Here is a 26,622-nt window from a genome sequence, read left to right as displayed (position 1 = left end):
GGGGCTATAGCTCAGCTGGGAGAGCGCTTGCATGGCATGCAAGAGGTCCGCGGTTCGATCCCGCGTAGCTCCACCAAATTTCCTTTTTGTTATTCCTATGTAATGGTTTGCTCACACCTGTGAGGCATCTATTCATTCCCCTTTGCTGTGATTATCCCCCACAAAACACTAAACTGTTTTTGTTGTTTACTCCACAGAGCAGTCCTTATGTTGTTAGCAAACCTTAGGTCCAAAACACTGTGTTTACTCGGCTTGCTTAGTATTGTTAGTTCAGTACAGGCCGAGCCACTGCCTACCCGCGATCATGCCGCTCAGGCTCTAGCCGCCAGTTATAACCTCCAATCGCCAAGCTTTGAAGACAAAGCGCTTGCCAGCCATGCCAGTGCGCAGGGCGATGTAGTTCACTATCAGCTTACTTTGCCCAATACCGCCTCAAATCAACAAGTGCAACAGCTTGCTGCCCAACTTAATAATGATATTTGCAAGTATGACCAAGACGCTTTGTACCGAGGGGTAAGGGTTAAGCTAAGTATTAACTCGGGCGACGGCTCGCTGCTTTACCAAAGTATTCAAAGTGATAACAACTGCTCGCGTTTGCCTTATTAGGTGGAGTGTTTAGGCTCTATTGGCTTCAGCCAATAAGGGTGTATATTTAGTTTACTAATTATTCGATTAGTTGATAGCTTGCGGTGATATCGCCGCGCTTATCGTCTATCCTCTTGATAAGAAAAGTGTATTGAGGAGCTGAAAGTATGTCTTTTACAAATACCATCGAATCCATGTGTCCAATTGCCCGCGGGCCAGATCACCGTAACTCGCCCATCCCTATGGAAGGGAAGTGGGTGAACGCGATTGAAGTCACCGACATCTCGGGGTTATCTAATGGTGTGGGGACTTGCGCACCGCACCAAGGCGCCACCAAAGTATCCATCAATGTTAAAAACGGCATCATTGAAGAATGCTTGATTGAAACGGTGGGCTGTTCAGGCATGACACACTCCGCTGCTATGGCTTCGGAAATACTCACTGGCAAAACCATACTCGAAGCACTCAATACCGATTTAATTTGTGATGCCATAAACGTTGCCATGCGCGCAGTATTTGAAAACTTGGCTTATGGTCGCAGCCAAACCGCTTTCTCCGAAGGTGGTTTACCGGTGGGCGCTGGCCTAGACGATTTAGGCAAAGGTTTACGCTCGCAAGTGGGCACCGCTTATGGCACAAAAGCCAAAGGCGCGCGTTACTTAGAGCTAGCCGAAGGCTACGTAACCCGCATGGCCCTAGACGAAGACAACGAAATTATCGGTTACGAAATCGTTCAAATGGGCAAAATGATGAGTGCCATTGCCGACGGAACAGATGCAAACAAAGCCTTAGACGACAGTAAAACGCATTACGGTCGGTTTGAAGATGGTGTTCAATTTGTTGATCCAAGAAAAGTATAGGGAGCAAAATAATGGTCGAATTTGAAGGCATTGAGCGCCGTATCGAGCGGATCAATCAAGTATTAGCCCAGTACCAAATAGAATCTTTAGAAGCCGCTCACGGACTGTGTCATGCACGCGGCTTTGATCCACACGCCATTGTATTAGAAACCCAACCTATTGCTTTTGAGAACGCTGCCTGGGCCTATGTATTAGGTGCAGCTATTGCGATAAAGAAACAAGATAAAACTGCCGAGCAAGCGGCACTGTCGATTGGCGAAGGCCTGCAAGGTTTTTGTGTACCTGGTTCAGTGGCCGACCAACGAAAAGTGGGCTTAGGGCATGGGCAATTAGCCTCGCGGCTACTGTCTACTCAGTCTGATTGTTTTTGTTTTTTAGCCGGTCATGAATCTTACGCAGCAGCCGAAGGCGCAATTAAAATTTCGGAGTATGCCAACCAAGTAAGAAGCAAACCGCTACGGCTCATTCTAAATGGCTTAGGGAAAGACGCAGCCTACATGATTGCCCGTATGAACGGCTTTACCTATGTGCAAACTCAGTTTGACTACCAAACGGGTGAGCTGAATATCACTCGAGAAAAAGTATTTGGTAAAGGCCACCGAGCCAGCATTCGCTGCTATGGTACCGACGATGTAGTAGAAGGCGTTGCGGTAATGCATCACGAAGGGGTAGATATATCCATTACTGGTAACTCCACCAATGCCGCGCGTTTTCAGCACCCCGTAGCGGGAACCTACAAAAAAGAGCGTTTGTTATTAGGTAAAGAGTATTTCTCGGTAGCGTCGGGCGGCGGCACTGGCCGCACTATGCACCCCGACAACGTAGGCGCTGGCCCAGCCTCTTATGGTTTAACCGACACCATGGGCAGAATGCATTGCGATGCGCAATTTGCTGGTTCATCCTCAGTGCCCGCTCACGTAGAAATGATGGGGTTGGTTGGCATGGGCAATAACCCCATGGTGGGTGCGAGTGTGGCGGTGAGTGTAGCGATTGAGCAAGCTCAATAAGGTTCAGTAATAGCTCTCTAACTCAAAAGCCGCTATATAGCGGCTTTTGTTGTTTCAAGAACGCTTGAATTACACGAAAAGCTTAATAAAGAGAGTGTACTTAGCGCTTGATGCCCCCAGTAGCTGCTAACAAGTTTTTGGATAGAAATTAGTTTCAGAGAATCGAGCATTAGCGATTCATGAATAACTAAAAGTAAGGCAAATAGCTGAACTGGACGTCCAACGAAGATAAGGAGAAGCTCTACTTAAAACAGCCTATACAAGACAATTCACTCTTTCCTTAATAGACCATCAAACTCTGTAGCTAACACCGCTTGACCTTTCTCTTTTCTAAATAATGTCACGTAAATGCTAATCACATCACAGGGCGATAGTTTTGCTATTTTGGTGGTAGCTCCTCGCTTGTCGATTAGCTTCCTTACAGCATTTTTTGCTGCCACACTAACATTCATTCGTCTCTTAACTCGTCGATAATCTGAATTAGTTTGCTGACACAATTTGTGAGTTGTGATCATCTTACCGTCGTATTCAATGAGGTGCTTTTTTGAAATAAGTGGCTGTGGTCTAGTTACCTCTGTTGCAAATATCGCGACAGCTAAACAGGCCTAGTGATTAATCATCCCCTAACCGCTTAAGAAATATAACAATATTAAAATGGGGTATCAATTAGAGCAAATCGCAATATCCCACACTACAATTGTGGGATCTATATCGCACTGGCTGAATATTCCTCGTGTCCGATTGTCTCAAAGGTGATTGCAACCAATATACTATTATGAAAATAGGCGTATATATTCTCGAAACATAACCTGTTTGGAGAATAATATGTCGATAGGAAGCGTTGTTGGCTGGGCTAACAAGCTAAAGAAGAACCTCTGGTGGCGTCACGCTCTCAGATTGGCAGCAAATAAAGGCGAACTTGATGACGGTGATTTGCAATTACTGTTTGCTCTTTCTAAAGAAGAAGCAGGTTTGCAACCACAAAGTGATGCTTATGCGGCCAGCATAGCTTTACTAGATCTAGCAGGCTTTGGCGAAGAAAAGCATCCAGTAAAATTGGCATGTATTAGCAACGTTGCTAATGTTTCAGCGCTTGCCCCGAACAAATCTATTGCATTTGAAAGCGAAGGACTGACCGCAGTTTATGGCGATAATGGTTCGGGTAAATCTAGCTATGCAAAGATTTTAAAGAACGCCTGTCTTACTCGCGGTAGTACTCCAAAAATCCTCTCGAACATCTACGACGCACAAACTGGTGAGCCTGCTGCGGACATTTCTCTTTTGATTGGCGGGAACAAGCACGACATTCCATGGCTTCTCTCTGGAAACTCACATGAAGACTTAAAATCGATTCGAATTTTTGACAACACTTCGGCGGCGCATTACATCTCTGACGAGGACTCGATTGATTACAAGCCTGCGGGAATGAAATTATTGTCTCAGCTAATGAGGGCTTGTGATTATGTAAGAGCCGCAAACGATTCAGAGAAAAGACCATATAACGTTGCCGCTCCGTTACCTCAATGTAGACCCGGAGGTAAAACAGCGGCGTTTGTATCTGGCTTGTCTGGCGCCACAGAATCAGAGGTCGTTGATGCCATCTGTCTGAGCAAAGAGGAAGATGAATCAATCTCAGTATTAAAAGCAGAGCTTGTTAAGCTGCAGACCAGTACACCTGAGCAGCTTAGAAAAGGGTTTAGTGACAGTCGAAAAGAGCTAACCCCTCTTAGTACTTACTTTAATCAACTAAGAGCCAAACTCGATGAAAAGCAGTTTGAGACGATAAAACTCAATTACAATGACTATCAAACTAAAGAGGCAGCAGCAGAGATAGCTCGCAAGCAGGCAATTGAAGGTCACGAACTATCAGGCATTTGCTCACCTGAGTGGAGAGAGATGTGGAATCACGTTCAGACATTCGTACTAAAACATAATGCGGCATTATCGTTCCCAGCAGCAGCGGGCGAAGCCTGCCCTACTTGCTTGCAACCTGTCTCGGAAGCATCTGCCGAAAAACTAAAGCTATTTAACGACTATCTGCAAGATAAAACTCAGATGGAAGCCAGCAAGGCCAAAGTTAAATTTGATAGTTCAATTGCGGCTCTAAGGCTACTGTCATTCAACCTAAAACCTTATGAGTTTATTCTAGGCAAGGTGGCTGAATTTAATCCAGAAATCAGTAAGAGTTTTAACGAACTGGAAGAGTCGTTCAAAGTTCTCTATTCGAATCTTACTAAACAGGTACCGGACTTCTCTATTGTTCCAATTGATTACAAAGCGCTAGATTGGATCAACGGGCAAATTGTCTCTTTAAAGGCCAAAGAAGATGCAGTTAAAACCAATGAGGGGTTAACTAAGCAGATCGTTACTGCGTCGCAGGCTATTAACGAACTTGATGACAGAAAGCTGTTTACATTATCTAAGCAAAACATTCTCCACGAGATTGAGCGCCTGAGGATGATTGGTTTATATAACGCTGTCACTCAATCTTGCTTATCAACAATCATAACCACTCAAACAAATAACATTGCCAAAATGGGTGCTATTGGCGATCTAAGCAAAGTGTTTGAGGCTGAGTTGAAGAAACTTGAGTTTAGAAACTTCGATGTAGGCACTGAAACTCGCGGCTCTCGCGGCAAGCAAATGTTGAAGTTTAGTATGACAGGCAAGCGAAACAACATTGCTGACATCGCCAGTGAAGGCGAGCAAAAGTGCGTTGCTTTGGCTGGGTTCATGGCTGAACTTATTGTTGATGACCGAAAATCAGCGATTGTTTTTGATGACCCAATTAACTCTCTCGATCATAAGTGGCGAAGAAAGTTTGCTGCCCGCATCGCAGAGGAAGCACAAAGCCGTCAGGTCATTGTGTTTACCCATGACATGTCATTTTTAGTCATGCTCGGAGAGGCAACTAAAAAGGCCAATTCGAAGTACTCGGCTATTTCAATTGTTAAACGTGGGAAACTTGCTGGGTTCCCTACATCTGAGCCACCGTGGGATGTTAAATCAACAGGCGATCGAGTCAAAGATCTAAACAAGATAATGGTTCCTTTGAAGCAGCTTGAAGATGCCGGAGATGTTGACGGCTACGAAGCTATGGCCAAGTTAACGTATAACAAGATGCGTGAAACATGGGAAAGGCTTGTTGAGGAATGGCTATTCAAGAAAGTCGTGGAAAGATTTGGTCGAAGTGTGAAAACACAAAGCCTCAAGGATGTTGTCGAAAAGGGAGGTATCACCCCAGAAGACTATGCTGCCATAGAGGAAGGCATGTCTAAGTGCAGTACTTTTATGTATGGACATGACCAAGCGCCTGAGCTGAATGAAGGCGTTCCTGACTTTGCTGAAGTTGCAGATGATTTCGAGAAGCTAAAGGCCTACTTTGCTGCACTAAAAGCGCGCAGAACCAAAAAATAGCGCTTAAATGATAAAAAAAGCTCACTTCGCGAGAGGTGGGCTTTTTTAACCTAGAGTGGAGATAGTTATTATGATATCTGATTGCACATGTGGTACATGCCGCATCGCTTGTTTGGGTCTCTGTCTTTCTTAGGTTCTGGTTTAAGCTCTGGCTTCGGTTCTTTAAATGCAGGGCAACTTTTACTTTTTTTAATAGAGTTAATTTTGGTTCATCGCGGATTAGCGGGAACTAAAAACAAAAACAGTAGTAAGTGACATGGTTTAGTCGCCGAACAAAAATCATACACAAACTACCGTTTCCATGCCGAATCATACTTTCCTATCTTCATTCTGGGCAAGCTTTCAAATCGATTTCTTGGCCCACACAATAACAAGCCTGAGATTAGTTAATATAAGTCCTGAAATTTTCAGGGCTTATAACTATTAAACACCGGATAACTTTTAGTAAGGGAAATGTAAATGAATAGCTTGTTAATGAGTAATTACTCTATCTGATAAAGGGGCACAAACGAGTTAGAAGTCTTAGTTGAATAGCCAATACACTCATCCAATAAGCAGTTTCACTGCCGCGAACAAAATTAGCACTCTAATCGCCCAGGTCATTTGTTTGAGGTTTATCTTTTTAAGGATAAGAAAGCCTAAGGCGCAACCGACAAATAAACTGGGAAGGGCGCTTAAGCTGGTTTTGGCGGTGTCGAGGTTTAGTAAGCCAATGCTGATTAGCATGGGGACTTTAGCCACATTCACTAATCCTGCTACCCAAGCGCGGGTGCTTACGTAACTGGTTTTGCCAAGTTGTTGCTGCATCATATACAGGCTAATGATTGGACCGGCTGAATTGGCTGTCATGCTAATAAAACCGGCAAACATGCCTGCGCCAGCCGCTACGCTTGAGTGTTTCATGCATTGTGATTTCCCTCTCTCTAAATATACGCTTAAGAAAAGCATTCCCAGCACTATGCCACCAATAGCGGTGGTAAATTTGCTAGGGTCTAGTTGAGACAACAAGGCGGTGCCCGCTGCGCAACCCACCACCATAAACGCTAATAAACGGAGCAGTATTCGCCATTTTATTTGAGTTCTATACACCACCATGGTGAGCAAGTCGGTAAGTAAAAACATGGGAATAAGTATCGCTAAGGCTTGCCCGTCGGGGTAAGCAATTAACAGCAGGGGCAAAATTAAGGCGCCCATACCGCCGATAGAAAATTTAGAAATGCCGGTCAACAAGGCAACAATATGAAGAATAATCAGTGAGCTATCCACATAACCTCTACTACTTGTGAATGTGGGCGTAGGGTAACAAAATAGATGAACGTAAAATAATGACTTTTTCGTATCAACTTGATTGTTTTTATCTATCTAGATTAAGCTTGGATAAAGCGGTCTGCTAATAGGCTTACTAGATGAATCATGAACAGTTACGGGCATTTGTGGCAGTTGCTAGGTTAGGGAGTTTTAGGGCGGCGGCGTTGCACTTAAACAAAACTCAGCCCACGGTGAGTGCCTCGGTAAAAAACTTAGAGCAGCAGTTCTCTATTTTGCTGTTTAATCGTGATGCGTATCGGCCTAGCTTAACTGCTGAGGGCGAGGCCTTTCTTAGCAAAGCTAAAAGCTTACTTAAGCAAGCCAATGAGCTTGAACTATTAGGGCATGAGTTAGCACAAGGTGCTGATCCTGTTCTTACCCTCACGTTAAGCCCTATGTGTTACTTGCCGCCCTTAGTGAGCCAAATTCAAGGCTTTGGGCAAAGCCACCGCAATATGCAGCTTACCTTGGGTACCGGGCATTTATCCGGCATTTTGGAACCTTTGTTAAAGCAGCAATCTGATTTAGCGCTGGCGCCTAATATTGGATTAGATGGCCGTTTTGATTTTATTGAGGTGAGCCAAATCACCATGATAACGGTGGCGGCTAAGGGCTACATTGAGCAGGCTAGTGGCAGCATAAAACACAGTGAATTACGGACTAAGCCACATATTTTGTTGGCCGATTCTGGCTCAGAACAGCCCTTGGATAACGTAAACGTTATTGCTGGTGGCCAACGCTGGTTTGTGAATGATTATCACCTTAAAAAAGAGCTACTACTGGCAGGGATGGGCTGGGCGCGTATTCCTGAACATATGATTAAACAAGAGTTGCAGCAAGGCTTGCTGGTGCCGCTTAAGGTTGAGCAATTTTCCTCAAGCAGCCAAGTTCCTATTTACCTGATTAAGTTGCGCGAGCGAGCGGATAAAGAGATTGTACGGGCTTTTTGGCAATCATTTAGCCAATAAAAAAGGGAGCCTAGGCTCCCTTTTAAACACTAATGGTTTGAAATTAAAGAACCATTGATAAGAACTGTTTTAGCCTTGGGTGGCTAGGGTTGTCGAAGAAGTTCTCCGGAGACTCTTCAACTAAGAGTTCACCGTCTTCCATAAACAATACGCGGTCGGCCACTTCACGGGCAAAGCCCATTTCGTGGGTAACCACTACCATGGTCATGCCGTCGGCGGCTAATCCTTTCATTACGTCTAGCACTTCGCCAACCATTTCAGGGTCAAGCGCTGAGGTAGGCTCGTCGAATAACATAATATTAGGTTGCATTGCCAATGCACGGGCAATCGCTACACGTTGCTGCTGGCCGCCAGACAAGTGAGAAGGGTAGTTAGCCATTCGGTCGGCCAAGCCAACTTTTAGCATTAAGGCTTTGGCTTCATCTTCTACTTGTTGCTTAGGTCGTTTTGCCACTTTTAAAGGGGCGAGCATTACATTGCCCAAAGCTGTTTTGTGCGGAAATAGGTTAAAGTTTTGGAACACCATGCCTACTTCTTCGCGCAAGCTATTAATGTTGGTGTCTTTGGCGTACATATCGGTTCCGTCGATATGTACCGAGCCACTGCTTACGGTTTCTAGCTGATTAAGGGTGCGTAAAAAGGTTGATTTGCCAGAGCCTGATGGCCCAACTATCACCACCACTTCGCCGCGGTTTACCGTGGCTGATACATCTTTAAGTGCGTGGCAGCCATTGGGGTAAATTTTGTTAACCTTTTTTGCAACGATCATGTCGTCGCCTTGATAATCTTTAGTCACTGGCAGCTAACCTCTTTTCTAAGCGTTGAATAGCCCAAGACAGGCTGCTGGTAAGTACTAGGTAAAGCAGGGCAACGGTAAACCACACTTCAAAGGGGGCAAAACTACCACTAACTACCTCTCGGCCAGCTTTGGTTAAGTCGGTGATTGAGATAACCGATACCAATGACGAGTCTTTAATTAAGTTAATAAACTGGCCAGCCATAGGCGGCAAGGTGCGCTTAAAGGCCTGCGGTAAAATCACGTTTACCATGGCTTGCGGGTAGTTCATGCCCAATGAGCGGGCGGCTTCCATTTGCCCTTTCGGAATAGACTGAATACCGGCTCGAATAATTTCTGCTACATAAGCGGCAGTGAATACCGACAAGGCAATAACACCTGCGGTAAAGCGCTCTAAATCGAATACCGTTCCAATGAAGAAATATACAATGAAAATTTGCACCAGCAAGGGGGTGCCACGAATAATTTCAATGTAGGTAATGGCTAGCTTACGCAAGGCTGGGTTGTCGGCGATGCGCATCAAACCAATCACTAAACCAAGCAAAATGGCAAAAACCAATGAGAACAGTGAGATTTTTATGGTAACAATAAGGCCTTGGGTTAGCGGGCCAATGCGCCATTGTTCTGAAGACGCAAGCTGGTCGCCCTCAAACACCAAGTCACCTTCGTACACTGTGATGTTTTCATAGTCGGTTAGATCGACCAGTAAGTCACCGGCGTCTGATACTAGCTGTAAGTGTCCGGCGGCATTGCTGGTTATGCTGCCGTCTTGTGGGGCCGCCACGCTGGCCGCTTCGTTATTTACAATATAAGGAACTACACGTTGCCAGTTCCAGTTGTAGTCGATTTTTTCACCCGACAGGTAAATAAGGCCACACAGGCTAAGTAAAATGGCCACAAAAACGCCATTCCACAATATTTTGCTTGCTTGAGTTTGCATCTAAAGCTCTTTATCTATTATTGGTTTTTACTTTAAGGGCGTGGTTAAGCACACCCATAAAGAAAAGTGGCTGATAAGGCAGCCACTTGAGTCTTTCTATTGTACTTGTTTTAACCAAGCATCATCTTTAAACCACTTGTCGTAAATGCGGTCGTAGGTGCCATCACCTTTAATTTGACGCAAGTAACCGTTCAAGAAGTTTAAGAAATCAGGATCGCCTTGGCGTACCGCCCAACCAAGAGGTTCAAAAGTGAACGGCTGGTCTAGGTGAGTAAGCTGACCTTGGTTTTCTGCTGCGTAAATAGCATTAAACGGTAAGTCGTAGATGAAGGCATCGGCTTTGCCGTTGGTGACTTCAAGTACTGCTTCAGATTGGGTTTCAAACAAGTTTACTTTGGCTTTAGGAATGTAACGCTTAATTGCGCCTTCACCGGTAGTACCTAGTTTAGTTACAACAGTGTATTGGTCGCTGTTTAAGTCACGGTAGCTAGTGACTTTGCCTTCTAATTTAGGGCTAAGTAGGATTGATTGGCCAATAACTACGTATGGGTCGGCAAAGTTAACTTGCATGTTACGTTGTGGTGTAATGGTCATGCCGCCCATAATAAGGTGACATTTGCCAGTTAGCAGAGTAGGGATGATGCCGTCCCAAGCGGTGTTTACAGGTACGTATTTAACACCCATAGCACGCGCCATTTGCTTGCCTAGGTCGATATCAAAACCAATAAACTGGCCGTTTTTGGCTTTCATTTCGAACGGCATGTAGCCAGCATCAAAACAGGCACGTAACTCACCTGATTCAGAAATTTCTTGTAGCAATGTTTGCTGAGCAAATGCTGCACTTGATAATAGTGCAACTGCGGCAATTGCAGATTGAATGACACGTTTCATAATGGTCCTTGTTGTGTTTTTAATTAATTATTTTTATTGAGTTCATGTTCTGATCTATCCGTGTAAAACAGCCTGAACTCTCAGTGTTTCAGGGAAGTTATAGCAGAATACGCTAATGATGAATAGCGAGGTTTTAACTCCAAGTTGCCGTAAATACTTTACAGTTTCACTAGTTACTTGGCCGCTTAGCCGTCTAAACGCCCGTGTTTTAAGGCTTAGCGAAGATTTTGTGCGGTAAGCAAGTAACGACAATAGGCAAAAAAGAAACATGTAACTTTTTCTAGGATGTTTTCTGTTTGCTTAAATTAAAGCCAGTTTGGTTAAAAGCTATTCTACTAGCAGAACATTAAAAGCTCGTTCGGCTACGTCATTTTTTGACCCGCTAGCACCGAATAACGCCTTTATTGGCTAAACTTTTTGCTTTGTAATCTTGCGATTTTTAAAGCCAGCCTCCATGCTGTGAGAAAATATAAACTCTTGTACGGAAACAGGAATGGCCGATAGTTTTTTATTGTTTGAGCCCGACGCCACGGAACTGGTGAGCCAAAAAATACAGCCTTTGTTTGAGTCTGTAGTGCTACCTAAATCTTGGGATAGTAATGAACCGCCGGAGTGGGAAGCGGGCAGCATTGTATATTGCTATTTAAGCGATAAAGACTTAAGCCAAGTGATTGATTTAGCCAGCAGCCAGCAATGGGTGGTGGCAATTCTGCCTCATCCTAAAGCGAGTCACGCCAAGCGTGCGTTTAGTTTAGCCAATAGCTTAGATAAAGCGGTTCAGCATGTTCAGCAAGCTGAGGTGGTGCAAATAGACGTACTGCGCTGTAATCAAGAGGTGGTGCTTAACCATCTTGTGGTGGGGCATAGCTTTAACCTGCGACCTGGCGGCCACAACGCGTCTTGGCGTCAGCGTATATTGCAAACTTGGCAAAATATTAGAAAAATAGGCCACATAAAGCCGCAGAAACTGACCATTACAACCGCAAGCGAAACCTGTTTAGAAACCTCGCTGGTTGGCTTAGTGCTTATAGAGCACGCCCATGGCTCTATGTTATCCAAGCAAATCCTTACCGATACCCACTGCAACGACGGCATGTTAGAAAGCATGTTAATTGCGCCGCGCAGTATTATGGAAATGTTTCGATTTTTACTGTTGGCCATGTTTGGCCGAGTGATTAGGAAACCACGCTTTCTTAGCTTGATTAAATCCAAAGCCATTACCATTAGTAAAGAGCAAGAAATGGTGTATTGGCATGACGGCTTAGAAAGAACTGCCAAAGCGTTAACCGTAGAATGCGAGCATAAAGCCTTAAGCGTTTTGCCTGCTGCAGATATGGTGTGCCAAGAGAATGTAGTCGCGGTAAAAGAAAGCCGCAAGATAAGCCATTTGCCAGAGGGCGAAGCGATTAATGCCTTAGCAGCAAGGCCTTTACCATGGATAGCCCACGCCGCCACCGATGAGTTTAGAGAGCTGTATCAATTGTTGCGTGATAACGCTACTACCTCTCCGGCGTTTGTTACCTTAATGGTGTTGTCAACCTTACTTGCCACCATTGGTTTGTATGCCAGCTCTGCGCCTGTGATTATTGGCGCGATGATACTCGCGCCACTAATGGCGCCAATTATCTCTTTATCAATGGGCTTAACTCGGCAAGATCCCAGTTTAACCACCGCTAGCTTAGGCACTTTAATTACTGGTTTATGTGTCGCCTTGGGTTTTGCTGCTAGCGCCAGTTTTATTATTCCCATGGAAGTGGTGACTCCTGAAATTGCGGCGCGCCTTAGCCCTAATTTGCTGGATTTAGGGGTGGCGATTATCTCTGGTATAGCCGGCGCTTATGCCCATGCACGTATCGACGCCGCCAAAAGCTTGGCTGGTGTGGCGATTGCCGTAGCGCTGGTACCGCCACTTGCGGTTGCTGGTATTGGTTTGGGTTGGTTAGATGCATCGGTAGCCTCTGGCGCATTATTGCTGTTTCTTACCAACTTGGCGGGCATTGTATTCTCGGCGGCTTTAACCTTTTTAGCTTTAGGCTATGCACCGTTTACTCGGGCTAAGAAAGGACTCGCCATTGCGCTGGCGGCAGTGGTATTGGTGAGTGTGCCATTGGTGTTTAGTTTTAATCGGCTGTCAGAAGAAGCGCAAATCGTACAACGCTTACAGGGTAAAACCTTTAATGAGGTACTACTTAGAACGGTACGCGCTCAAAGCACCAAACCACTCACTTTGCATGTGCAACTGGTTAGCGCTAAAGCCTTGAGCGACCAGCAATTAGATATGCTTAAAGATAGTATTCAAGCGGAACTAAAGCGGCCTTTTAATTTAGAGGCCTCTATCATTATTCGGCGCTAGCATGTGCAGATACAGTCATCGCTTTTGTTACCAATGGCCTCTAAGGTGACGCGGTTGGTTAATGCTCCCGTTTCCAATCAACTATAGCCTGAATATGTTCTGGGTGAATACCGCAACAGCCGCCAATGATGGTGGCGCCTAGTTCATGCCATTGCTTTGCGAAAACCAAGTACTCTTCGGCCGATAGTTCTTTGGTTTGATTGAGTGAATCATTGGCTTTGTGGCCTGGTTTGATAGGACCAAAGCTATTGGCGTAAGCACCTATTTCAAGCGGTGTTTCAAGTTTGGTGCTGAGCTCTTTTGCTAGCTTAATCGCTTGCCCCATAACTTCTGGAATAGAACAGTTAAACAAAATACCCTCAGCACCTGATGAACAAACTTGTTCCACTGCTTCTGATACAGATTCGCCAGACCTTAGCATTGCTTTGCCATTGGGGCTGTCTTGTAGGGTAAACGCATAATACTTTTTCTTAGGGCTAAGGCTAAGTGCCTGCTGAATGGCGTCGAGTTCTTCTAGGCTAGAGATAGTTTCGGCCAACCATAAATCAACGTAGGGTTCTTGAGATTGCACCAGTGTTTCGAGAATGCCTTTGGCTTTGTTTGAGTCAAATAGATCAGGTCGGTAGCTACCCAGTACCGGAGGGATGGCGCCGGCAACGGCGATAGAGCGGTTAGTGGTTGCTAATTCATCTTTGGCCACCGCGTTTGCAATAACGGCGGCTTGCTGCGCGAGTTCGGCTCCTTTGCTTTGATACAATGTTTCACCAAGGTGAAAAGGGACACAGGCGTAACTATTCACCGTAATGATTTCGGCTCCGGCATCAATAAAGTTTTGGTGGGCTTTTCGCACCAGCGAAGGCGATTCAATTAGTGCCTGCGCACTCCATAGCGGTTGGGAAAAGGGCGCTCCCATTCTCTTTAGCTCGCGGCCCATTCCACCGTCTAACACCACAAATTGCTTTTTCATTATTTACACTATTACTCACCGGCAACTACTTTGAATATCATGAATGAGTTGAGCTCAAAGTAAATCTTAAAACAGTGAAATTTATTCATATTTGGAAAAGCACTATCGCTGAGTGGTTGTGGTAGTACTTGAGAGTTGCTTAGTTGAAAATGTAGTTACTTTTGCTGGGCAACTTAATACTTACTTAAGGTTTGTATGATCTTTCCTATAAATGCAGCGGTACCATTTGTCGCCAGTAGCGTCCGCGGTGGGCGCGGCCATCCCATTCAATCATTTGGTGAGATAAGCCTTTGTGATTAAGAATGTGGCTTAAGGCATGATTGTTTTGTAGAAAGGGATCTTGCTTGCCAATAATAAACAGCAAATCTGTATTGGCTAGCGCGTTTAGGCGCTGCTGGCAGTGCATGTTCATTAGGTAGTGAGTAGGGGTATGAAAGTACACTTTGTCGTTGTAGAAGCCGTCGAATAAATCTGAGAACGATTCAACTTGCCAAGTTAGGTCAAAACGCCCAGAAAAGGCGGCAAGTTTGTTAAATAGGTGAGGGTGGCGGAATACAATGTTGGCCGCATGAAAAGCACCTAAAGAACAACCGTGGGAAATGGTGCAGGGATGATCATTCTTTTGCGCCATTAAGGGTAATACTTCGCGCAGTATGTAATCTTCGTATTGCTGGTGGCGCTCTATTCGCCCAGCTGGGTGTGCCCAAAAACAATAAATACTTTCTATGTCAATACTGTCTACACAATATAGCTGCAGTTGACCGGCGTTAATTTTGTGAGCAATGGCGTTTACTAAGCCCAAGTTTTCGTATTCGTAAAAGCGCCCGCCACGAGTCGGAAACACCAGTACCTTAGCCCCAGCATGCCCAAATACCAGTAACTCCATATCGCGCTGTAAATTAGGGCTCCACCACCGATGATATTCACGATTCATGTTTATGCGAGCTCTGCAAAGTAGGCGGCTAATTGCTGATTGAGTTGTTGCTGTTGGGTCTGTTTTTCTGGGTAATCAAAGTGTCCAGCGCTAAGCACAAACAGCTGTTTAGGTTGGGGGGCTTGATTGTAAGCGGTGAACTGCCCAGGAGGGGCAACATGTGGGTCAAACAAGGCCAGCGCCCAATGACTAGGGCAACGCAGGTAGGTAGCGGCAGTAGCAGAGTCAAAATATCTGAGCGTGCTAAGGGCTAGTTTAGGTTGCTGCTGATAAAAGCTAGCCAGTGCTGCCCCACTGCCTAATGTGGGCAACTTTAGGCGCAGAGGAACATTGCCAAAAGTAGGAACATGAAAATGTGCCCGTTGGATGCGTGAATCAAAAGCGCTAGCAAAAATACCTAAACCGCCGCCAAAGCTGCTGCCGATTAAGCCTAGTTTGCGGCTAACTTGAGGGAACAAATCCAATAAGGCACTTACGCCACACCATAAATCTTGTACGCAGCCACCAATAACGTAGCGCTGTTTGTCTTGAATGTTGTGCAACACATGCCACATGGGATTATCGGATATAGGCGGTTTAGGGCTTAATCCTATACCGCGAGAGCAAGGCATTAAGACCGCGGTGTTATTGAGTGTAATTGCACAATCAACTTGCTCTATGCCGCCATAGCCATGTGCGCTAATAATGGCGGAATCTACCACTCCGCTGTTGGGTAGCAATAACCACGCTCCGCAGCGAAGGTGTTTAGTTGAGTTGTAATAGCACTTGAAGATACGCCAGTTGTTTACCGTTTTATGGGTATTCTCAATGGAAACATGGCTCTTTATTTGAAGAGCTTGTTGGTATTTACCTTGCCAAAAGCCCTTAAAACCGCGCGGTTTATCGTTTGGGTGCAGTGCTTTAAGCTGAGTGAGCTTGTATCCATAATCAGGTTCAAACTCAAAATTATGCTTAAGTTTACAGGGCATAAAGAGGCTACCAATAAGCTAGGTTTATGAAAACTATAGCCCTTTTTTGTTACAGATTTCTAAAGCGAAGCATTTAGCCCGTGAATGATTGATGGTTAAGCGAATGAAAGGCTTAGCTGCATATCAGGTCAACCCTAAAAATCAAAAGAGACTATTTGCTTAATCTATAGTGACCCTAGGCCCCATTGCGGTTTAGAATTATTGCTATTGATGTTAGTTATCTAGTGATGATTTCCAATAAAGGATGAAAGTTTTGGTTGAAGATTTTTCTTCTATTTGGCAACGAGCTGCCGAGCGCAAAGGCGGCGATGCCGCCTTACAACACCTACTTACCACCCCATTAAGTCGCGAACATTTAGCCGGCATTAGCGATGACCGTTGGCTATCTGCTTTTACAAAAACTATTTTTCAATCGGGTTTTGTATGGCGGGTAGTAGAAAACAAATGGCCAGACTTTGAACGTGCATTTTTTGATTTTGAACCCGAGAAAATGCTAATGCTGGATGATAGCCATATTGAACGCTTATGTAATGACGCATCGATTATTCGTAATCGGCAAAAAATTATTACCGTGCCACAGAATGCCCAAATGATTTTGGATATGGCTAGCGAACACGGCAGCTTTGCTAAATTTATTGCCCAGTGGCCCACAGATGACATTGTAGGTTTGTGGCTGTTTCTCAAAAAACATGGTGCTCGCTTAGGCGGTAACTCTGCGTCTTATGCCTTACGTCGCATGGGTAAAGATACCTTTATTTTGTCTGGTGATGTGGTGGCTTATTTAGTTAACCGTGGCGTGGTGACTAAAGCGCCTACTAGCATTAAAGGTTTGAAAGCGGTGCAGCAAGTGTTTAATAGCTGGCAGCAACAAAGTGGTATGCCTTTAGCTGCCATTAGCCAAACGGTCGCTTACTCTATTGGTGAAAATAACCTTTAGTCACCACTTTATGAGGGGCGCTGACAAAAATGGCACAAATTAAGCCGAACTACTCCCTAGGTTATGAGTCTACTGTTTTTTAAGCTTAGGTAGGCTAAACAGGGATGAGTAAGCGAGGGAGGCCATTTCCAATATGGGCCTTAGTTATTTCGATAAGTGCGCATTGTGGATTGTTTTATTGGCTGCTCAGCGATTTGTACCAACCACAAAAGCCACTAAAGAAAAAGGCTGGTGCTAGCTTGATTCAGGCGAGCTTAGTGCTTGCCCCCATTAAATCGGCGCTTTCACCGGATTTATCTTCGGAAGCGCCGGAGCAACAATCACTTAAGCGACAATCACCTAGGCAACCAGCGCTCGAGAACCCGCTAATTCACCCAGCTGAAACCATTGAAACCAGCGCCGCACCAGAAAGTAGCCAATCTTTAGAAAGTCGTAAATTATCAAAAAATGGAATTGCGCTTAGTCACGACCTCACCCAGTTCGACAGTCATAGTAAGCTTACTCAGTCTCAAGGCGTGATTGCTGAAAACACTAATAGTCAGCCGCAGCTAAATGCGAAGGCCAGCAACAGTGAAGCTTTGCAGCAACCGGAACAATCTGTACAACCGGTGGAAGCGCGCTCGGCGGCTTCGTATTTAAAGGTTTATCAACAGCAGCAACTAGACCAGTTAGCTAAGCAGCAGGCGAGTCGTTATCAGCAACAAAAGCGTACACCGGCAAAACGAAAGTCTCCGCTTGTAAAGCGTGAGCTAACAGAAGATGAGATATTTAAAGCTAACGTGGCGGTAAAAGTTGATTGTAGTAATTCGGTAAAGCAGGCCGTAAGCATTGCTGCCGGTTTATTTGGAGGAACGATTCGTTGTGAATCATTGCCTCAACTAGATGCGTTTTTAGCTGAGCGACGTCGGCAGTTGTTTGTAGAAGAAGAGCAGATTGAACCACTACGCTCGGTAGTGGTTGAGTAGTCGCTGAGTCATCAATTAGCTGCGCAGCAAAATCTCTTTAAATGCATGGCTTAAGTCTTTATAGCGAAAATTAAAGCCTTCGTTGCCTAAGCGCTTCGGCAATACTTTTTGCCCACCAGTGATGAGTGTGGCCATATCGCCCAGGGCGGTGTTTAGTAGCCAAGCCGGAGTGCGTAATACGCAAGGGCGCTTGAGTTGTTTAGCTAGCGCGACACTAAACTCGTGATTGCTGACGGGATTGGGGGCGGTAAGGTTGTATGCACCTTGGCACTCTTTATTGTTTAGTAGAAAGATAATGGCATCAACCATGTCGCTAATGTGGATCCAAGACATTTGCTGTTGGCCGCCAGCGATTGGTCCGCCTAAACCTAAACGAAATGCGGGTAACATTTTGGCTAATGCGCCGCCTTCTATGCCGATTACAATGCCGGTTCTTAGCAAACATACTCGCGTATTTTCGCTGGCTGCTTTTAAAGCGGTTTGCTCCCAGGTTTTACACACCGTATGCGGAAACGAATCATCTTCAATAATGCTGGCTTCGTCTACGGCTTGTTGGCCTTGCTCACCGTAATAACCAATAGCACTGCCGCTAATAAAGGTATGTGGCGGGTGACTGCTGTTAGCAAACTTTTCACTAAGCTGTTCGGTTAGCTGCCAACGGCTATCACAAATACGTTTTTTTTGAGGCTCGCTCCAGCGTTTATTGGCAATGGGCTCTCCTGCTAGGTTAATCACCGCATCGTACTCATCAAGGTTATCTAAGGTATCAAGTGAAGGAATAGCCAATAGATTATGACCCAGCTTTTGATAAGCCTTGATGGGGTTACGTGACAACACTGTCAGTTCGTGACTAAATTGTAAGTGTTTGACTAGGCGACTACCGATAAACCCGGTTCCGCCTGTGAGTAAAATTTTCATTAGGGTACGCAGTCCTTGTTAGGGCAAGTCGTGTTACTCTTTGATTTAGTTAACAATAGCAGAGTTTTTAAGGATGGGAAGCTAGATGGCAACTGTTTTGATCACTGGCGTAGGGCGGCGTTTAGGCTTTTTTCTTGCGCATCAGTTTCTTGGCTTAGGTTATCAGGTTATTGGTCAATATCGCAGTGAGAGGCCAGAGTTGGCCGAATTACGCAATAAAGGCGTGCAGCTTATTCAAGCCGATTTTAGCCAGCGAACGCAATTGCTTGATTTTATTGACGCAGTTAAACAACAGTGTGATTGCTTAGAGGTGTTAATTCACAATGCTTCTTTGTTTATTGAAGATGACCCTTGCCACAGTGCCTTAGAACAGGCTGAGTTTTTTGACGCGATGTATGCGGTTCATATGCTAGCGCCAACCTTGATTAACGAAGCGCTTTATCCAGCGTTAAAACAGGCCAAGGGTAATGTGGTAGCAATGACAGATATTTATGCCGAGCAACCCCATAAATCGTTTCGTTCTTATTGTGCGTCTAAAGCGGGCTTGGCTAATTTGGTAAAATCTTATGCCAGCCATTGGGCTCCAGAGGTGAGAGTGAATGCGATTGAGCCGGGCCCGATGTTATTTTTAGATGAACATGATCAACAGCATCGAGACAAGGTGCTGGCTCAAACACCGTTAGCTAAAGAAGGTGGTTTAATGCCAGTGTGGCAATCCATAGAACTGCTCATCAATAATGACTATTTAACGGGCTGTTCAATTAAAGTTGATGGTGGTAGGTCTCTCACCCAGTGGTAAAACAAGCCCGTTAGTGAGCTTGATAGTTAGGCTTAAGCTATCGGGTAGGGTATTGGGCGCACTAGCAAATAGTTGCTGTTGTAGCGTTACTAAAAATGCATCTACGGGGGTATTTCTTAAGGCAGCAAGGTTATGGCAAGGGCCAAATAAATCGATGTCTAAACTACGGTCTTTGCTGCTTGATAAAGGGTCATTGCGATTTCTGCCGTGCCTAGCCTCTAATTGATTAAAGAACTGTTTTAACTGAGCAGCTGATTGCTCTGACTGAAACCAAGCCAGTGCATTAACAAACTTATTGGGTGTATCTAGTTCCATGGGCGTGGTTTCAATAAACGCGCTAAAGGTCATTATTTGTAGGCGTTCGCCTAATTCTTGCACCGCTTTAGGCAAGTGAATTAATGGCTCGATATTGCTTCCAAGACTACAAAGATAATACATCTGCCACTCGCTCCTCGTTATTGAGTTTTATTTAGCCTTTTCGCCAAGGCATATGCAAGCTAAACTGCTGAGCATAATCAGTTATTTCTAGGAGTGAATGGTGAATCAACCCACCTCGATACGCCATAGCTTGGTCACGGCTGCTGCTTTAGTGGTTTTATTGGCGGGATTAAAAGCCGCCACCCCTGTGCTTATTCCATTTTTGTTGTCGATGTTTATCGCCATTATCGCTAGCCCCATTGTCAGCTTTTTAACCCGCTTGCGTATTCCTCGGGTTTTATCGGTAATGTTAGTTCTGCTATTTATCGTGTGTTTAATTGTATTGTTAGCGGGTGTTGTGGGGAGTTCCGTTAACGATTTTCGGGCTTCAATTCCTATTTATCGTGAACAGTTACTGGTGCAGCTCGCTGGGCTAGGGGAGTTTGCTGCCAAGTTCGATATTGATTTGTCGATGAACATTGTCACCGATTACTTCGACCCAGGCATTGTCTTGGGGTTGTTTGCTAATACGTTAACCGGTTTAAGTGGTGCCGCGGCCAACATCTTTATTATTTTGCTAGTGACTATTTTTATGTTGCTCGAAGCAGACACCATGCCACAGCGCATGCACGACGCCATTCATAATCCCGGTGTGCGCATGTCTCAAGTGAATAAGTTTCTAAAATCGGTTAATAGCTATATTGCGGTGAAAACCATGATTAGTTTGCTTACCGCTGTTCCTATCACCATTGTGTTGAGCTTATTGGATTTAGACTATGCCATTTTATGGGGTATTTTAGCGTTTTTGCTTAACTACATACCTAATGTGGGCTCGTTAATTGCGGCGGTTCCACCGGTATTACTGGCCTTGTTACAACTTGGTGCGAGCCAATCACTCGCGGTGGCCGGTTTGTACGTTAGCGTTAATTTGGTGATGGGGAATATTGTAGAACCGCGCATCATGGGCAAAGGTTTAGGTCTGTCGTCGTTAGTGGTGGTGTTATCATTGATTTTTTGGGGCTGGCTATTTGGCAGCGTTGGCATGTTGTTGTCGGTACCTCTTACCATGATCATTAAAATTGGTTTGGAGTCGAGCAATAGCGGCCATTGGTTCTCACGTATTCTTAGCCATCCCGATGACTTAAAACCGAAAGAGAGTGAAAAAATAGATGAAGCTTGATCTTCCCCCGCTTGAGCAGCAAGCCCTGAGAGTTATTCATGGGCGCGGGCACTGTATAGAAGGCGCCGAGTCTTTTAACATTGAGTGGTTGCCACCCGTTATGTTGATAGTGGCTTATGCCCCCTTAAGTGCAAATTTAACTCAGCAATTGCTTGAGCAGCTAAAAGCTGAGCTCTTGGTGGAAGGGGTTTTCTTGCAACAGCGAGACCAGCCTATGGCGCCGGTTAAGCATTTGTGGGGCAGTGAACAAACCCCGGCAACGGTTAATGAGCATGGTTTAGCCTATAAAGTTGAAGTTGGTACACATCAAAACTTTGGTTTGTTTCTGGATATGGCTAAAGGGCGTGAGTGGGTAAAGCAGCATAGCGAAGACAAAAATGTGCTTAATCTGTTCTCTTACACTTGCGGTTTTGCGGTTGCTGCTATTGCTGGTGGAGCAAATGCGGTGGTTAATATTGATATGAGCAAAGCCGCGCTAAGCGTGGGGCGGGATAACCTGCGACTTAATCAGCTAGACGATAAGAAAGCCCGTTTTTTTGGCCACGACTTATTTAAGTCTTGGGGAAAACTTCGCAAACATGGGCCTTATGACTTAGTGATTGCCGATCCTCCATCAATGCAAAAAGGCAGCTTTTTAGTGGAGAAAGATTACCCTAGAATTATTCGCCAATTGCCCAGTTTACTCAGCGAAAACGGGATCGCCATGCTGTGCTTAAATGCACCTTGGTTAAGTTGTCAGTTTTTGTTGGATGCGGTTGCTAGTGAAGCGCCGGAATTACGTTTAATAGAGACTTTAGACCGCCCGGAAACTGTGTTGGAACAAAGCCCAGACGATGGCTTAAAAGTACTCATTTTTGAGAATAGCCCCGCTTAAACAACTGTAAAGCTCACACTTTTCATTTTCTATCGGCCTTAAACATAAGCCTTAACAAGGCTCTGCTAAGCTTGTATTAACCCTTAAGGTAAAGGGTTAATACAAGGAGCTAGTATGGGCTTTCGTTTCTCTCACCTCTTTTCTTCTCTCATTAAAAGTCTTCGCGATATATCACCGATAGTGGTGGTGATTTTATTTTTCCAGCTCTTTGTTTTAGATAGCCCACTACCCAATGTATTAGAGATTCTGTCGGGTACTGCGATGGTGGTGCTGGGCTTGAGCTTTTTTGTGATGGGTTTGGAGTTGGGCCTGTTTCCAATAGGTGAAAACTTAGCGCATGCCTTTGCTAATAAAGGCAGCTTAAGCGCGCTGCTGGCGTTTGCATTTTGCTTGGGGTTTGGCACCACGATTGCCGAACCTGCTTTGGTGGCTGTCGCCAAAGAAGCAGCCGACGTCGCGGCGCAGGCTAGGCATATTGAAAACAACGCCGAGAGCATGGCGGAATACGCGGCAGGGCTGCGTTTAAGTGTGGCTTTTGCTGTAGGGCTGGCGATTGTGATTGGGGTGATCCGCATTATTAAAGGCTGGCCACTGTACCTAATCATTATTGGCGGCTATGTACTGATTGTTATTCTTACACTGTTTGCGCCGCAAGAAATCATAGGTATAGCCTATGACTCTGGTGGAGTGACTACCTCCACAATCACGGTTCCTCTGGTTACTGCTTTAGGTGTGGGTTTAGCCTCATCAATAAAGGGGCGTAACCCTTTGCTTGATGGCTTTGGCTTAATTGCTTTGGCATCCCTAACCCCTATGATGTTTGTGATGTTATATGGGATTTTCTATTGATGACGAGTTGGTTAGTTTTTTTTGAAACTCTATTTGGCACGCTTGGCGATATCTTTCCCATCGTGGTGACCATTCTAGTGTTTCAATACTTGGTGATTAAGCGCCCCTTACATCAACCCAAGCAGCTGTTGTTGGGAACCGTTTTTGTCATTTTAGGCATGGTGTTGTTTTTGCTGGGCTTGGAGCAAGCGCTGTTTCCATTAGGTGAGTCTATGGCCAAACAACTCACCAGTGCTGAATTTTTGGGTATTGAACAGCCAGAGAGCTACCAAGTCTCTGAACATTGGATGGCTTATGCCTGGATTTACTTATTTTCGGCGGCCATTGGCTTTAGTACTACTATTGCCGAGCCTTCTTTACTGGCGGTGGCGATTAAGGCCAATGCGGTGTCTGGCGGGGCCGTTTCGGTTGGCGGTTTACGTATCTCGGTAGCGTTTGGGGTGGCCTTTGGTTTGGCTTTAGGCTCTTATCGAATTGTGGTGGGGGATCCGCTGCATTACTACATTATTGCCGGCTACGTGCTGGTGGTGATTCAAACACTGTTCTCGCCCAAAGCCATTGTGCCTTTGGCCTACGACAGCGGCGGGGTGACTACCTCCACCGTTACTGTTCCCTTAGTTACAGCATTAGGCTTAGGCTTGGCTGAAGCCGTACCTGGTCGAAGTCCACTGTTAGATGGTTTCGGTTTAATCGCTTTCGCTAGCTTATTTCCAATTATTTCTGTTTTGGCTTATGCCCAAATCACTCACTATTTAGCTCGTTCTACTTTGTCAGGAGATGAAGATGAAATTTAAACTCATTTTGGCCTTTGTTGACGACCAAAAAACAGCCTTGGTATTAGATTCGGCACGTGCGGCCGGTGCTACCGGAGCAACTGTAATAAACAACGCGCGAGGCGAGGGTGTTCATCGTAAAAAAACTTTCTTTGGTTTGAATCTAGAAGCGCAGCGCGATGTATTGTTGTTTGTGGTTGAAAGACACTTGGCCAAGCCCATTTTGAATACGATCAGTGCTGTGGCTGAGTTTGATCAAGAAGAAGGACAAGGTATCGCTGTTTTGCTTGATGTAGAAGAAGCTGTTGGAGTTGCCCATCAAATACAAGCTTTAACCCACAAAGTCCCTATAGATGAAGAATAAACGACATAAGTGTGAATAAATAACAGCCTATAGTTCATTATTTGTTATCACCTGTGCATAACTTTGGTCTTTCAACTTTCTTATCCACACATTCTGTGGATTAAAGTGTGCATGAAACGGGTGTTTTTAGCTAAGGTGCTGTTTTAAATAGTATTTTAATACTGTTCAAAAAAGAAGCGCTGTTTTTAAGGGCTTAAAAAACTTGTTGCAATTCAAGTTTTACTTGGCGTTGTTTATGACAAAAATGGCTCAGCTGGAGCACAATATTTTAAACTTACCTTTATTGTTGATCATCTGTAGTTGGCTTTAAAAAGGAAGTTCGCCCTTTTATCTACGCTTTGATCTGTTAGTCCCTTCTAGTGATAAATCTGAAAATAATTCTTAAGCTATGCAATCAAATGCTCGTTTGATTCGTTACTGCTATGCAATATCTATTAAATTACGTTAAAAAGGGAATGATGATGGAGCAAAAGCAGTTTGATACAGCGGCACTTTGGTTACGCTTAGGTCTTGGTTTAGTGTTTATAATTGGCGGAACCTCTAAGTTGAGTTTGTTACTCGACCCCTCTAGCCAAGCTGCGATGGTAGCCAACTACATGGGGACCACAGGTTACATCAATGAGTTATTTCAGGATTATTTGTTTTCTGCTGGCTGGTTAACACCATGGTCTTTCTTAACCGCCTTATCCGCCTTTGAGCTGTTCTCGGGGTTAGCATTGTGCGCCGGATTTTTAGTTCGCCCATTAGCCTTGTTTTATGCTTTCCTGTTGTGGACTTTTGTGGTGTCACTGCCCGTAGACACAGTGCCTGGCGCGTCTGTTGGGGTGAGTACTTATACTTCTCCCGCTATTTTTGTGCAGATTAGGGATATCACCTTATCGGGAATGATGTTTGTATTGTTCAATCTTGGTTCTGGGCTGTATAGCGTAGACAAACGCTTATCAAGCCAAGAGCACCATATAGATTGGCAAACTTTAGGTCTACTGCTTCGTTTTTCTTTAGGAATGACCTTTATTGTGGCAGGCTTTTTTGCTGGTTATGCCAAGATCCCCAGTTTTGCTACTCATCAGGTTATTTTACTTACCTTGGGCTTAGTATTGATTTTCGCTCAAGGAAAAACACTCAAAGTGGGGGCGTTGCTTTGTGCGCTGGTGATGCTGTGGTTTATGTTACAGAAGTTTTCTATAGATAAATCCTTTATTAAAAATCTTAACGGATTTAAGCGCGAGTTTGCTTTGTTAGCCGCTGGCGCGGTAATCGCTCTGTTAGGTGGTGGTGAGCGGTTTAGTTTAGCTGATTTAGCTCAACGAGCTAAAAGCTACTATTTGTTTCGTCGAGCTACGAGTAAGTGAGTGGGGACTCGGCGTTAAAGCGCCGAGTTTGTTTCTGCTACAAAGGAATGTCTGCTTAACAAGCAGCAGGGTGTGATGTTTAAAATTTTTAGACGCTCGACAAAACCAGTTTTTTCAGACGAGCTACTTAATCAGCTTTATCGCTATGCCTTGTCGTTATGCAATAACGACCAACAAGCTTATGATTTACTGCAAAGCTGTTGTGAAAAGGTACTGCAGCAGGCTAGGTTACCTGAGCCATTAAAGCCCTATATGATGCGGGTGATTCGCAATGAATTTATCGATCAATATCGCCGGCGAAAGTTAGAACTGGTTGCCGATGATGCCCTGCAGGCCGAATTAGTTAAGCCTGAAGACCATTGGCAGGATATGGAGTCTTTGGTGATTGACCAGCAGCACGTTGCGCTGTTAATGCAAAAACTCTCGGCTGAGGATGCTGAGTTGTTGTACTTATGGGCGGTAGAGGGTTTTAGTATGCAAGAAATCTCAGATGCTAGTGGCGTTGCAAGAGGAACGTTGTTGTCACGGGTTTCTCGTTTAAAGAAGCGTTTGAGTAATGAGTTTAGCCATTTGGTTGAGGAGGTATCTTAAATGAGTGTGGAACCTAAAACCGGAAACTTTAAAGCTCAAATTAGTGCTTACTTTAAACAGCAAACACTCTCAGCTGCTCAGCTTAAACATTTACAAGCCTTAGAGGGAAAGCCTAAGTCTACAACTTGGTTATTGGCTAGCGCCGCCTCATGCTTATTGGCCGCTACCGTTTATATATTTATGTTTACTGGAATTAATTACTCGGCCATTTCTAAGGAGATTGCTTATAACCATAATAGCCAAATGCAAATGGAAGTGGTGTCTTCGTCTATCGATGACATTCAGCAGCACCTCAATCGTTTGGATTTCAATTTGATTGATTCCAGCCAGTTGGACCAACAACAATGGGAGTTATTAGGTGGTCGTTATTGCAGTATTGGTGGGCGTATTGCGGCTCAGTTGAAAGTGAGAAACCGCCAAAGCCAACAGGTACATACTTTTTATCAAGCTAAATTACCGGATGAGTGGCTAAATATAACTCAGCAAAAAGAGCTCAATGTTGATGGCGTTACGGTAAAGGTGTGGCAGGAAAAAGGCTTGCTAATTGGTTTAGCTAAATAACGCTGATCTTGTTAATTACTGTATCGCAGGTATAAAAAAAGCCGATCT

The 26,622-nt window shown here is 44.8% G+C and carries 26 protein-coding genes and 1 tRNA gene; 18 read left to right on the top strand and 9 right to left on the bottom strand.

Translation table 11 applies throughout. The annotated features are described in order from the left end of the window. The 5 genes from Q4549_RS17645 to Q4549_RS17625 all read left to right on the top strand — a co-directional run bounded on the left by Q4549_RS17645 (position 1) and on the right by Q4549_RS17625 (position 5,869). A tRNA-Ala gene (locus tag Q4549_RS17645) sits at positions 1 to 76 on the top strand. A gap of 131 nt (positions 77 to 207) precedes the next feature. Next, a complete protein-coding gene (locus Q4549_RS17640; RefSeq protein WP_303553610.1) occupies positions 208 to 606 on the top strand; it encodes a hypothetical protein in 399 nt (132 codons plus the stop codon). A gap of 146 nt (positions 607 to 752) precedes the next feature. After that, entirely contained in the window at positions 753 to 1,445 is a 693-nt protein-coding gene (locus tag Q4549_RS17635; protein WP_137674982.1) for an iron-sulfur cluster assembly scaffold protein, read from the top strand. An 11-nt stretch (positions 1,446 to 1,456) separates the two neighbouring features. After that, the gene (locus Q4549_RS17630) at positions 1,457 to 2,452 is read left to right on the top strand and encodes a GGGtGRT protein (RefSeq protein ID WP_303553611.1); all 996 of its coding nucleotides are present in this window, start codon (positions 1,457 to 1,459) and stop codon (positions 2,450 to 2,452) included. 825 nt (positions 2,453 to 3,277) lie between these two features. After that, a complete protein-coding gene (locus tag Q4549_RS17625; RefSeq protein ID WP_303553612.1) occupies positions 3,278 to 5,869 on the top strand; it encodes an AAA family ATPase in 2,592 nt (863 codons plus the stop codon). A 543-nt stretch (positions 5,870 to 6,412) separates the two neighbouring features. Here Q4549_RS17625 and Q4549_RS17620 read toward each other — a convergent pair. After that, the gene (locus Q4549_RS17620) at positions 6,413 to 7,135 is read right to left on the bottom strand and encodes a sulfite exporter TauE/SafE family protein (protein ID WP_303553613.1); all 723 of its coding nucleotides are present in this window, start codon (positions 7,133 to 7,135) and stop codon (positions 6,413 to 6,415) included. Positions 7,136 to 7,275: 140 nt separating this feature from the next. Between Q4549_RS17620 and Q4549_RS17615 the strand changes: the two genes are divergently transcribed. Then, positions 7,276 to 8,145, top strand: a complete 870-nt coding sequence (locus Q4549_RS17615) for a LysR family transcriptional regulator (RefSeq protein WP_303553614.1) — start codon at positions 7,276 to 7,278, stop codon at positions 8,143 to 8,145. A 43-nt stretch (positions 8,146 to 8,188) separates the two neighbouring features. Here the strand turns inward: Q4549_RS17615 and Q4549_RS17610 are convergent, their stop codons facing one another. From Q4549_RS17610 to Q4549_RS17600, 3 genes are all read right to left on the bottom strand, one after another. Further along, positions 8,189 to 8,914, bottom strand: coding sequence for an amino acid ABC transporter ATP-binding protein (locus Q4549_RS17610; RefSeq protein ID WP_154675882.1), 726 nt, complete (start codon positions 8,912 to 8,914; stop codon positions 8,189 to 8,191). Positions 8,915 to 8,933: 19 nt separating this feature from the next. Beyond that, positions 8,934 to 9,881, bottom strand: coding sequence for an amino acid ABC transporter permease (locus tag Q4549_RS17605; RefSeq protein WP_137674989.1), 948 nt, complete (start codon positions 9,879 to 9,881; stop codon positions 8,934 to 8,936). Positions 9,882 to 9,977: 96 nt separating this feature from the next. Beyond that, positions 9,978 to 10,772, bottom strand: coding sequence for a transporter substrate-binding domain-containing protein (locus Q4549_RS17600; RefSeq protein WP_137674990.1), 795 nt, complete (start codon positions 10,770 to 10,772; stop codon positions 9,978 to 9,980). Positions 10,773 to 11,265: 493 nt separating this feature from the next. Between Q4549_RS17600 and Q4549_RS17595 the strand changes: the two genes are divergently transcribed. Beyond that, complete coding sequence (locus tag Q4549_RS17595; protein ID WP_303553615.1) at positions 11,266 to 13,125, top strand: TIGR00341 family protein; 1,860 nt, start codon at positions 11,266 to 11,268, stop codon at positions 13,123 to 13,125. Positions 13,126 to 13,183: 58 nt separating this feature from the next. Here Q4549_RS17595 and Q4549_RS17590 read toward each other — a convergent pair whose 3' ends face one another. The 3 genes from Q4549_RS17590 to Q4549_RS17580 form a co-directional block, all read right to left on the bottom strand. Continuing rightward, the gene (locus tag Q4549_RS17590; RefSeq protein WP_303553617.1) at positions 13,184 to 14,092 is read right to left on the bottom strand and encodes a homocysteine S-methyltransferase family protein; all 909 of its coding nucleotides are present in this window, start codon (positions 14,090 to 14,092) and stop codon (positions 13,184 to 13,186) included. Positions 14,093 to 14,297: 205 nt separating this feature from the next. Further along, complete coding sequence (locus Q4549_RS17585; RefSeq protein ID WP_303515995.1) at positions 14,298 to 15,026, bottom strand: esterase family protein; 729 nt, start codon at positions 15,024 to 15,026, stop codon at positions 14,298 to 14,300. A gap of 2 nt (positions 15,027 to 15,028) precedes the next feature. Then, complete coding sequence (locus tag Q4549_RS17580; protein WP_303553618.1) at positions 15,029 to 15,994, bottom strand: acetylxylan esterase; 966 nt, start codon at positions 15,992 to 15,994, stop codon at positions 15,029 to 15,031. A gap of 244 nt (positions 15,995 to 16,238) precedes the next feature. Between Q4549_RS17580 and Q4549_RS17575 the strand changes: the two genes are divergently transcribed. Together Q4549_RS17575 and Q4549_RS17570 are read left to right on the top strand one after the other, a co-directional pair. Then, positions 16,239 to 16,931, top strand: coding sequence for a DNA-3-methyladenine glycosylase I (locus tag Q4549_RS17575; RefSeq protein ID WP_303553619.1), 693 nt, complete (start codon positions 16,239 to 16,241; stop codon positions 16,929 to 16,931). Positions 16,932 to 17,035: 104 nt separating this feature from the next. Then, positions 17,036 to 17,896, top strand: a complete 861-nt coding sequence (locus Q4549_RS17570) for a hypothetical protein (RefSeq protein ID WP_303553620.1) — start codon at positions 17,036 to 17,038, stop codon at positions 17,894 to 17,896. Positions 17,897 to 17,911: 15 nt separating this feature from the next. Here the strand turns inward: Q4549_RS17570 and Q4549_RS17565 are convergent, their stop codons facing one another. Further along, on the bottom strand, positions 17,912 to 18,814 hold the full coding sequence (locus tag Q4549_RS17565) for a TIGR01777 family oxidoreductase (protein WP_303553621.1): 903 nt from the start codon (positions 18,812 to 18,814) through the stop codon (positions 17,912 to 17,914). Between the two features lie 85 nt (positions 18,815 to 18,899). On the opposite strand from Q4549_RS17565, the gene Q4549_RS17560 reads away from it, so the two are divergent. Continuing rightward, the gene (locus Q4549_RS17560; RefSeq protein ID WP_303553622.1) at positions 18,900 to 19,613 is read left to right on the top strand and encodes an SDR family NAD(P)-dependent oxidoreductase; all 714 of its coding nucleotides are present in this window, start codon (positions 18,900 to 18,902) and stop codon (positions 19,611 to 19,613) included. Here the strand turns inward: Q4549_RS17560 and Q4549_RS17555 are convergent. After that, entirely contained in the window at positions 19,572 to 20,051 is a 480-nt protein-coding gene (locus Q4549_RS17555; RefSeq protein WP_303553623.1) for a 2-amino-4-hydroxy-6-hydroxymethyldihydropteridine diphosphokinase, read from the bottom strand. The genes Q4549_RS17560 and Q4549_RS17555 overlap by 42 nt on opposite strands. A gap of 97 nt (positions 20,052 to 20,148) precedes the next feature. Between Q4549_RS17555 and Q4549_RS17550 the strand changes: the two genes are divergently transcribed. The 8 genes from Q4549_RS17550 (at position 20,149) to Q4549_RS17515 (ending at position 26,574) form a co-directional block, all read left to right on the top strand. Continuing rightward, positions 20,149 to 21,210, top strand: a complete 1,062-nt coding sequence (locus Q4549_RS17550) for an AI-2E family transporter (protein WP_303553625.1) — start codon at positions 20,149 to 20,151, stop codon at positions 21,208 to 21,210. Beyond that, the gene (locus tag Q4549_RS17545; protein ID WP_303553626.1) at positions 21,200 to 22,084 is read left to right on the top strand and encodes a class I SAM-dependent methyltransferase; all 885 of its coding nucleotides are present in this window, start codon (positions 21,200 to 21,202) and stop codon (positions 22,082 to 22,084) included. The genes Q4549_RS17550 and Q4549_RS17545 overlap by 11 nt, the downstream gene beginning before the upstream one ends. Positions 22,085 to 22,198: 114 nt before the next feature. Then, positions 22,199 to 22,933 (top strand): DUF1538 domain-containing protein, encoded by a 735-nt coding sequence (locus tag Q4549_RS17540; protein ID WP_303553627.1) that lies wholly within the window; start codon positions 22,199 to 22,201, stop codon positions 22,931 to 22,933. Beyond that, positions 22,933 to 23,727, top strand: a complete 795-nt coding sequence (locus tag Q4549_RS17535; RefSeq protein ID WP_303553628.1) for a DUF1538 domain-containing protein — start codon at positions 22,933 to 22,935, stop codon at positions 23,725 to 23,727. Before Q4549_RS17540 ends, Q4549_RS17535 begins: the two co-directional genes overlap by 1 nt. Beyond that, the gene (locus Q4549_RS17530; protein ID WP_303553629.1) at positions 23,717 to 24,070 is read left to right on the top strand and encodes a P-II family nitrogen regulator; all 354 of its coding nucleotides are present in this window, start codon (positions 23,717 to 23,719) and stop codon (positions 24,068 to 24,070) included. The genes Q4549_RS17535 and Q4549_RS17530 overlap by 11 nt, the downstream gene beginning before the upstream one ends. 422 nt (positions 24,071 to 24,492) lie before the next feature. Then, the gene (locus Q4549_RS17525) at positions 24,493 to 25,422 is read left to right on the top strand and encodes a DoxX family protein (protein ID WP_303553631.1); all 930 of its coding nucleotides are present in this window, start codon (positions 24,493 to 24,495) and stop codon (positions 25,420 to 25,422) included. Positions 25,423 to 25,497: 75 nt separating this feature from the next. Further along, entirely contained in the window at positions 25,498 to 26,013 is a 516-nt protein-coding gene (locus tag Q4549_RS17520; RefSeq protein WP_303553740.1) for an RNA polymerase sigma factor, read from the top strand. Next, positions 26,014 to 26,574 (top strand): hypothetical protein, encoded by a 561-nt coding sequence (locus tag Q4549_RS17515; RefSeq protein ID WP_303553632.1) that lies wholly within the window; start codon positions 26,014 to 26,016, stop codon positions 26,572 to 26,574. It abuts the gene before it with no gap. Positions 26,575 to 26,622: the final 48 nt, after the last annotated feature.

The sequence above is a fragment of the Agarivorans sp. 2_MG-2023 genome (assembly GCF_030548085.1).
Lineage (GTDB): Bacteria > Pseudomonadota > Gammaproteobacteria > Enterobacterales > Celerinatantimonadaceae > Agarivorans.
Note: the sequence above shows the minus strand (reverse complement) of the source record. Positions and strands in the feature narration are given on the sequence as shown.

What these genes read in the sequence shown, in the direction of transcription:
- Q4549_RS17540 (WP_303553627.1), top strand. Translation starts at nt 22,199, where the DNA reads ATGGGCTTTCGTTTCTCTCACCTCTTTTCTTCTCTCATTAAAAGTCTT.
- Q4549_RS17605 (WP_137674989.1), bottom strand. Translation starts at nt 9,881, where the DNA reads ATGCAAACTCAAGCAAGCAAAATATTGTGGAATGGCGTTTTTGTGGCC.
- Q4549_RS17625 (WP_303553612.1), top strand. Translation starts at nt 3,278, where the DNA reads ATGTCGATAGGAAGCGTTGTTGGCTGGGCTAACAAGCTAAAGAAGAAC.
- Q4549_RS17555 (WP_303553623.1), bottom strand. Translation starts at nt 20,051, where the DNA reads ATGTATTATCTTTGTAGTCTTGGAAGCAATATCGAGCCATTAATTCAC.
- Q4549_RS17575 (WP_303553619.1), top strand. Translation starts at nt 16,239, where the DNA reads ATGAAAGTTTTGGTTGAAGATTTTTCTTCTATTTGGCAACGAGCTGCC.
- Q4549_RS17615 (WP_303553614.1), top strand. Translation starts at nt 7,276, where the DNA reads ATGAATCATGAACAGTTACGGGCATTTGTGGCAGTTGCTAGGTTAGGG.
- Q4549_RS17630 (WP_303553611.1), top strand. Translation starts at nt 1,457, where the DNA reads ATGGTCGAATTTGAAGGCATTGAGCGCCGTATCGAGCGGATCAATCAA.
- Q4549_RS17585 (WP_303515995.1), bottom strand. Translation starts at nt 15,026, where the DNA reads ATGAATCGTGAATATCATCGGTGGTGGAGCCCTAATTTACAGCGCGAT.
- Q4549_RS17550 (WP_303553625.1), top strand. Translation starts at nt 20,149, where the DNA reads ATGGTGAATCAACCCACCTCGATACGCCATAGCTTGGTCACGGCTGCT.
- Q4549_RS17635 (WP_137674982.1), top strand. Translation starts at nt 753, where the DNA reads ATGTCTTTTACAAATACCATCGAATCCATGTGTCCAATTGCCCGCGGG.
- Q4549_RS17610 (WP_154675882.1), bottom strand. Translation starts at nt 8,914, where the DNA reads ATGATCGTTGCAAAAAAGGTTAACAAAATTTACCCCAATGGCTGCCAC.
- Q4549_RS17515 (WP_303553632.1), top strand. Translation starts at nt 26,014, where the DNA reads ATGAGTGTGGAACCTAAAACCGGAAACTTTAAAGCTCAAATTAGTGCT.
- Q4549_RS17570 (WP_303553620.1), top strand. Translation starts at nt 17,036, where the DNA reads ATGAGTAAGCGAGGGAGGCCATTTCCAATATGGGCCTTAGTTATTTCG.
- Q4549_RS17580 (WP_303553618.1), bottom strand. Translation starts at nt 15,994, where the DNA reads ATGCCCTGTAAACTTAAGCATAATTTTGAGTTTGAACCTGATTATGGA.
- Q4549_RS17640 (WP_303553610.1), top strand. Translation starts at nt 208, where the DNA reads ATGTTGTTAGCAAACCTTAGGTCCAAAACACTGTGTTTACTCGGCTTG.
- Q4549_RS17565 (WP_303553621.1), bottom strand. Translation starts at nt 18,814, where the DNA reads ATGAAAATTTTACTCACAGGCGGAACCGGGTTTATCGGTAGTCGCCTA.
- Q4549_RS17595 (WP_303553615.1), top strand. Translation starts at nt 11,266, where the DNA reads ATGGCCGATAGTTTTTTATTGTTTGAGCCCGACGCCACGGAACTGGTG.
- Q4549_RS17560 (WP_303553622.1), top strand. Translation starts at nt 18,900, where the DNA reads ATGGCAACTGTTTTGATCACTGGCGTAGGGCGGCGTTTAGGCTTTTTT.
- Q4549_RS17590 (WP_303553617.1), bottom strand. Translation starts at nt 14,092, where the DNA reads ATGAAAAAGCAATTTGTGGTGTTAGACGGTGGAATGGGCCGCGAGCTA.
- Q4549_RS17600 (WP_137674990.1), bottom strand. Translation starts at nt 10,772, where the DNA reads ATGAAACGTGTCATTCAATCTGCAATTGCCGCAGTTGCACTATTATCA.
- Q4549_RS17525 (WP_303553631.1), top strand. Translation starts at nt 24,493, where the DNA reads ATGCAATATCTATTAAATTACGTTAAAAAGGGAATGATGATGGAGCAA.
- Q4549_RS17530 (WP_303553629.1), top strand. Translation starts at nt 23,717, where the DNA reads ATGAAATTTAAACTCATTTTGGCCTTTGTTGACGACCAAAAAACAGCC.
- Q4549_RS17520 (WP_303553740.1), top strand. Translation starts at nt 25,498, where the DNA reads ATGTTTAAAATTTTTAGACGCTCGACAAAACCAGTTTTTTCAGACGAG.
- Q4549_RS17545 (WP_303553626.1), top strand. Translation starts at nt 21,200, where the DNA reads ATGAAGCTTGATCTTCCCCCGCTTGAGCAGCAAGCCCTGAGAGTTATT.
- Q4549_RS17535 (WP_303553628.1), top strand. Translation starts at nt 22,933, where the DNA reads ATGACGAGTTGGTTAGTTTTTTTTGAAACTCTATTTGGCACGCTTGGC.